1 protein-coding gene is annotated in these 2,827 nt (G+C 78.6%); it reads right to left on the bottom strand.

Annotated elements, in window-relative coordinates; all coding sequences use genetic code 11:
* Positions 1 to 88: 88 nt before the first annotated feature.
* Positions 89 to 2,827: SCO7613 C-terminal domain-containing membrane protein (locus DQW06_RS18490; protein WP_117198995.1), on the bottom strand; the 2,739-nt coding region annotated here is incomplete at its 5' end.

Consider the following 2,827-nt stretch of genomic DNA (forward strand, 5'->3'; position numbering starts at 1 on the left):
GGCGGGCCCGTCGGTCTGACGGGCCCGCCGCCCCGTGGAGCCCCCGGCGGGTTCCGGGCCGCGCCCCACGGGCGCGTGACCGGGCTTCTCAGCGCATCTCCGCCACCAGGCGGCCCAGGCGCCGCACCCGTTCCAGGTTGGCCTCGTAGCGGGCGCCGATCACCAGCAGCAGCACACCCGCGACGGCGAACGGCACCCAGTTCGGCACCAGCCGGGTCAGGTCCCACAGGGGCGGCCCGAACGCCCGCAGCGAGGTGGCCACCAGCACCAGCCCGCCCGTCACCAGGGCCGCCTGGAGCCGCCGACGCAGCCCCCACACGGTCACCGCGAGGCCCAGCACGAGCACGGCGGGCACCCGCCACACCATGCCGTCCTCCGTCAGCACCAGCACGACGGTGGGCAGGAACAGCAGGGCCAGGCCGCCGCCGTGGGCGGCCCAGCTCGAAGGCGGTTCGGCAGCCCTGCGGCTCCACTCCCAGCCCACGGCCAGCGCCGCCAGGGCGGGCGGCACCGTGTACGCCTCGGGCACGGCCACGTCCCACGCGGAGAGCACCGTCCACAGCGCCGCCAGCATCAGCAGCGCGCCCACCAGCGCGAACCAGCGCCGTTCGGGCCGTGCAGCGGTCGCCAGCGCGACGACCCCGACCACGGCCAGCGCCAGCGCGACCAGTCCCAGCCGCGCCCCCGCCGCCGCGGTGACGCCCAGCGAGACCGCCGCCCACACCCAGGCGGGGACCTCCGCCGCCGGTACGAGCGGTCCGCGCAGACGCGGCGCGGCCACGGCCACCGCGGCGACCATCGCGATCGGTGCCAGCGCCGCGTGCTCCACCGGAGCCCCCAGCAGCAGGGGCAGGGCCAGCGCGAACCCGCCCGTCGCCGCCGTCGCCACCGCCGTGGCGCCGACCGCCGCGACGGTGGTCCGGGCCAGGGCCGCGGCCACCGCGGCGGCCACCGCGACACCCATCAGGGCGCCCGTGGTCGCGTGCTCCTGGACCAGCGCCCAGCCCGTGCCGAGCAGCAGGGTGAGGAGGCCGGTCAGCCCCGCCAGCCAGCCGAGCCGCCCGTCCCGGGTCAGCGCCGACCACAGCGCCAGGGCCGAACCCACCGCGAACACCCACAGCAGGGCGCCGAGGAACGGCGCGTCCAGGACCAGGGGCAGCGCGACGAGCGCGGGCGGCGCGGCGAGGACCGCCGCTGCCGCCGTCCGTCCGCGGTCGAGCAGGGCGACCAGGGCCACCGCCGCCGCACCGGCCAGCAGCATTCCGGCCGCCGTGCCGACGGCCTCCGCCGGGCCCGCCACGCGGTGCAGCCCCAGGACGGAGTAGGCGGGGTCGCCCAGCGCCCGCACGGGCGCCGTCCACGGCCCGTACGCGCCGGACAGCAGCGGCAGGCCGGGACTGTGCCCCCGCCCGGCCAGCAGCGGGGCGGACGAGAGCAGGAGCAGGCCCACCACGGTGAACACCGGCCGGGGGTCGCCCCCGGCACCGCCCGCCCGCGGGAGGGGGATCCGTCCGAGCACCACCGCGTTCGCCCCGGCCAGCAGCGCGCAGGCGGCCAGCAGCCACCACGCCGGAGGCGGCACGGTGTCCGAGATCACGAGGCCGAGCCCGAAGAACGCACCGGTCAGCAGGGCCAGCGCCCACAGGAGCAGGCCCGTCGCGTGGAGCACCGCGGGGCGGCCGGACCGGGCGTACAGCAGCAGCGCGACCAGGACGGTCGCCTCCACCACCACGAGGGCGGCCAGGGAGGTGTACCGGTCCGGGAGCGACCACAGGCCGCCGGTGAGCAGGGTCAGGGTTCCGGTGAGCGCGGGCGCCCAGGCGCCGGGCCGACGCGGTACAAGGGCCGTGGCCAGCACCAGCGCGGCGCCGACCAGGAGGGCGCACACCACTGCCACCGCGTGCGGCGGGTCCAGCAGGTGCACGACCGTCAGCAGCGCCGGGGGAGCGGTCAGGGCGGCGGCGGGCACCAGCGCTCGGCGGCGCAGCAGGAACACCGCGCCGAGGGACAGCAGGGCGCAGACGAGCACGGCGAGCAGGTGGAACCCCGCGTCCGGGGCGGTCGTCGCCGGCAGGCCCAGCACGTCGGACACCGGTGTGGTCGGGGGACCGCCGTTCCACGGGGGCAGGGGCGCCCTGGGCAGCGCGGGCAGGTGCGCGGGTCCGGCGACCAGGGGGGCCGCCCCCAGGACCAGCAGGGCGATGGCCGCGGGGACCCCGGACGCGCCGGTACCGCCCGGGGCGCCCGGACCAGCGGCACCGCTCACGGCGCCCACGGGACCGGGGCCCTCCGGGACGTGGCGCAGCGGGCCGCGGGCCGACAGCAGGCCGGTCACGCCCGACAGCAGCAGGACCGCGGCCACGAACCACCGGGCTCCGACGTGATCGGCGCCCGCGGCGGAGGCGGCCAGGACGAAGGCCGTGTACAGCAGCGCCAGAACCGTGGTCAGCACCCACAGCACGGTCGCGCTGACCCGGAGGGCGCGCACGGGGACGCCCGCGCGGGGCCGTCCGAACCAGAGAGCCAGGAGCAGGTCGGCGAGTCCGGTCGCGGCCAGGACGGGCAGCGCCCAGGACCAGAGGCCGGGGGAGCCGGACGCCGCCAGCAGCAGGACGGGCACCGGCTGCAGGAGCAGGACGGCCAGGACGCGCGGCGTCCGCAGCGGCACGAGCAGCGGATAGGACGCCAGCAGCGCGCCGATGACGAGCAGCGCGGTCGCGGTGTAGCCGGGCCCGCTCCCGAGCCGCTCCGACGTCAGCAGCCACAGCGCGAGGGCGTCGACGCACAGCAGCGCGGCGGCCAGGCAGCCGAAGGTCTCCGCGGTCGC

Source organism: Nocardiopsis sp. TNDT3, assembly GCF_003427465.1.
GTDB lineage: Bacteria > Actinomycetota > Actinomycetes > Streptosporangiales > Streptosporangiaceae > Nocardiopsis > Nocardiopsis dassonvillei.